The sequence below is a fragment of the uncultured Marinobacter sp. genome, assembly GCF_963974375.1.
GTDB lineage: Bacteria > Pseudomonadota > Gammaproteobacteria > Pseudomonadales > Oleiphilaceae > Marinobacter.
The window spans coordinates 1-3,479 of record NZ_CAXBDN010000346.1; the positions used below are offsets into that span (position 1 = coordinate 1).

Here is a 3,479-nt window from a genome sequence, read left to right on the forward strand (position 1 = left end):
GGCAGGCGCCCGGCGCTGCTCCCCTTGGCGGCCGACAACGATGTGGTAGACTGCACCTCAAACCCAGAAACTGCAGGGCGGCGCCTCTTCCATGAAGTTTGTTTCCTTCAACGTCAATAGCATACGCACCCGTCTTCATCAGCTTCAGGCGGTGATCGACGAGCTTGATCCTGACGTCATCGGCCTTCAGGAAACTAAGGTCAACGATGTCGACTTTCCGGTGGCTGAAATAGAAGCGCTGGGTTACCACCTGCATTTTCATGGCCAGAAAACCCACTACGGCGTCGCACTGCTGTCACGACAGGCACCGGAGGCGGTTATCAAAGGCTACCCCTGGGACAATGAAGAGTCCCAGCGTCGCCTGATCACCGGCCAGTTTCAGGTCAACGGCGAATTCTTGACGGTCGTCAACGGCTATTTTCCGCAAGGGGAAAGCCGTGATCATCCGGTCAAGTTTCCCGCCAAGGAAAAGTTCTACAAGGACCTGCTGCGCTGGCTGGATGAGCTCGGCAAGAAACCCGGTCATATCCTGGTCATGGGCGACATGAATATTTCGCCTACGGACCGGGATATAGGCATCGGAGCAGACAATATGAAACGCTGGCTGCGTTCCGGAAAATGCAGCTTCCTGCCGGAAGAGCGGGCCTGGATGGCAGAACTGGAAAGCCGGGGTCTGACAGATGTTTTTCGCTACCTTCATCCCCATGAAGCCGACACTTTCAGCTGGTTCGACTACCGCAGCCGCGGCTTCGAACGGCAACCCCGCCGGGGCCTGCGTATAGACCTTATTATGGCCAGCGACGATCTGCTGACGAAAGCCACCGGAGCTGGCGTCAGCTACAGTGTGCGAGCCATGGAACGGCCTTCGGACCACGCACCCGTGTGGGCGGAGTTTTCGATCTGAAGGGCACCCAGTCCGCCAGTCCCGGCCAGGAAGGACGCGCATGAAAGTAAAAACCCGCGAGCGCATACTCTCTGCCAGCCTGGCCCTGTTCAATGAACTGGGTGAGCCTAACGTTACGACCCTGTTGATTTCTGATGAGCTGGACATCAGCCCCGGTAACCTTTACTACCATTTTCGCAGCAAGGGCGACATCGTCACCGAGCTGTTCGAGCGCTTTCAGGATGAGATCCATGACCTGCTGGCGATTCCTGATGATGTCCAGGTAGACCTTGAACAACTGGCGTTTTTCCTGCACCTGCTGTTCGAAAGCATCGCCCGTTACCGGTTTCTGTATCAGGACCTGGTCAATATCCTGTCCCGTTACGAAAACCTGCAGAAAGCCTTCAGGGCCATTCTCGATCGCAAGGAGTCGGGCTTCCGTCTGCTGTGCCAGAGCCTCGAGCGCCAACAGCTGATCCGGCTCAATGAAACCCAGACTGACGCCCTGTGCCGCCAGCTGACGATGACCGTGTGTTACTGGAGCAGTTTCGATTCACTGAGGGATCTCAAGGACAGGCGCCAGGCCAATCCCGGAAGGGGTGTCTATCAGGTTTTGCACCTTCTGATGCCGCACCTGCCTCAGCAGGTGCAGCACGAGGTTTTGGCCATCAGCCAGGACTATCGCTGACGAAGCTATTCTTCTTCGTCTGCAGCTTTGCCCTCACGCAACTGACGCAATTCTTCCTCCACTGCGGCCAGTCTCTGCTCCAGTGCCTCGATATCTTCGCGGCGGTGGATGCCCAGGCGTCGCAATGCCCCGGAGACCCGCTGGTCAAACAGGGTTTCCAGTTTGTCCCAGGTGCCTGTCGCCTTATCGCGAACGTCTTCCACCTTGTGCTCAACCGTGCGGACATGCTTTTCCACCATGCCCCGGGTCCGGGTTTCCAGCTCTTCACCTTCCGTTACCAGACGGTCAAACAGCTTGCCGGCATCTTCTTCGGCTTTGGTATAGGCACCCAGGCCCGCCAGCCAGATCTGCCTGGCGGATTCGCGGATTCGACCGTGCAGTTGCGCGTCGTGTTCCTGGTCGGATTTGGACTGCTTGTCGTCAGACATGAATTAGCCTTATTTACATTTGAACGCAGGATTTGCCCCTGAGGGCAGACCTTTGACTTCAGTCTATTACACTTACCCTCTGAATTCACTGGAGTGTCCGGAGTCAAAGCATGTAAAGACATGTTTAATATCAGATTACTCATGATCGATTCATAAAACCTATAAGAACGCACTTTATATTCAAAAACAGTTTTACCGATACCCGTGAATTTCTTGAACTGTTCGAAATATCGTCAATACTGAACTTGACCGGTGTCTCTGCTGACTCCGGTTTGTCTGGAAGTCTTTCATGGATACTACTCGCACGCCTCTGCCCGGCCACCAGTGCCGGGCCTTTTTGATCCACCTCTGATTTACATCCGCCACATTTACATCCGCCAGACCCAGCCAGCCAGTTCGTCCCCCCCGTTTTTTACCAACGGCCGCGCTGAACTCTTTACATTATACTTTTTTATATTTTATAATTATGAATATTGAAGTCAGCTATCGTAACCACGGTCCGGAATCATGCCCAACACAGCGCCAACCGACAGCACCACACAGTTTGACCTCCAGCAAATGCATCAGGCCGCCGGTGCGGCCAGTCAGTTTCTGCGGTCGATCGCCAACCAGGACCGCTTGCTGTTGCTCTGTCAGCTCAGCCAGGGCGAAGCGTCGGTGGGCGAACTGGAGTCCGTCACCGGCATTCACCAGCCATCGCTGTCCCAGCAGTTGGGAGTGCTGCGCCGTGAGGGCCTGATCCTGCCCCGCAAGGAGGGCAAGCAAGTCTATTACCGCATAGGCGAGCCACGGGTGCTCGCCATGCTCGAAAGTCTTTATCAATTGTTCTGCATTCCTGAAGGAGAAACCAGATGATCGACATTGCATGGAACAGTTTTACACCCTGGTCGGCGTTGGCCGGCGGCATCATTATTGGCCTCTCGGCCGCCCTGTTTGTGCTGCTGAACGGCCGGATCGCGGGCATCAGCGGGATCCTTGGAGGTCTGCTGACGCCCGTATCCGGAGATGCTCTCTGGCGGGTCGCTTTTATCGGCGGCATGATCATCGCGCCACTGCTGGCAATGGCAACAGGCACCCTGCCCGCCATTGAGATAAACGCCGGCTACCCGACCCTTGTTGTTGCCGGTTTACTGGTGGGTATCGGTACCCGCTATGGCTCCGGATGTACCAGTGGCCACGGCGTATGCGGATTGTCCCGGTTCTCGCCCCGGTCACTGGTTGCCACGCTCAGTTTCATGGCGGCGGGCTTCGTTACTGTGTACCTGCTACGTCACATTTTCGCCTGACTTTCACCGAACAAGGATAAAGAATCATGAAATTTACTGTTGCTTCGTTTGCCGCCGGCCTGGTTTTTGGCATTGGCCTGCTGGTCTCGGGGATGGCCAATCCGGAAAAAGTACTTGGCTTCCTGGATATCGCCGGGGCCTGGGACCCGTCTCTTGCCCTGGTCATGGGCGGCGCCATTATGGTTGGAGTCGTT

Annotated in this window: 6 protein-coding genes; 5 read left to right on the forward strand and 1 reads right to left on the reverse strand. The window is 55.9% G+C overall.

Translation table 11 applies throughout. From position 1 onward, the window contains the following. Positions 1-91: 91 nt before the first annotated feature. Complete coding sequence (gene xthA / locus AAC035_RS19695) at positions 92-904, forward strand: exodeoxyribonuclease III (protein ID WP_339806821.1); 813 nt, start codon at positions 92-94, stop codon at positions 902-904. A 40-nt stretch (positions 905-944) separates the two neighbouring features. Continuing rightward, complete coding sequence (locus tag AAC035_RS19700) at positions 945-1,571, forward strand: TetR/AcrR family transcriptional regulator (protein ID WP_339806822.1); 627 nt, start codon at positions 945-947, stop codon at positions 1,569-1,571. Positions 1,572-1,576: 5 nt separating this feature from the next. Here the strand turns inward: AAC035_RS19700 and AAC035_RS19705 are convergent, their stop codons facing one another. Continuing rightward, on the reverse strand, positions 1,577-1,999 hold the full coding sequence (locus tag AAC035_RS19705) for a phasin family protein (RefSeq protein WP_339806823.1): 423 nt from the start codon (positions 1,997-1,999) through the stop codon (positions 1,577-1,579). Between the two features lie 507 nt (positions 2,000-2,506). On the opposite strand from AAC035_RS19705, the gene AAC035_RS19710 reads away from it, so the two are divergent. The 3 genes from AAC035_RS19710 to AAC035_RS19720 all read left to right on the forward strand — a co-directional run. Further along, positions 2,507-2,854 (forward strand): metalloregulator ArsR/SmtB family transcription factor, encoded by a 348-nt coding sequence (locus AAC035_RS19710; protein WP_339806824.1) that lies wholly within the window; start codon positions 2,507-2,509, stop codon positions 2,852-2,854. After that, a complete protein-coding gene (locus tag AAC035_RS19715; RefSeq protein ID WP_339806825.1) occupies positions 2,851-3,285 on the forward strand; it encodes a YeeE/YedE family protein in 435 nt (144 codons plus the stop codon). Before AAC035_RS19710 ends, AAC035_RS19715 begins: the two co-directional genes overlap by 4 nt. Positions 3,286-3,311: 26 nt before the next feature. Beyond that, on the forward strand, positions 3,312-3,479 hold a 168-nt coding region (locus AAC035_RS19720; protein WP_339806827.1), incomplete at its 3' end, for a DUF6691 family protein.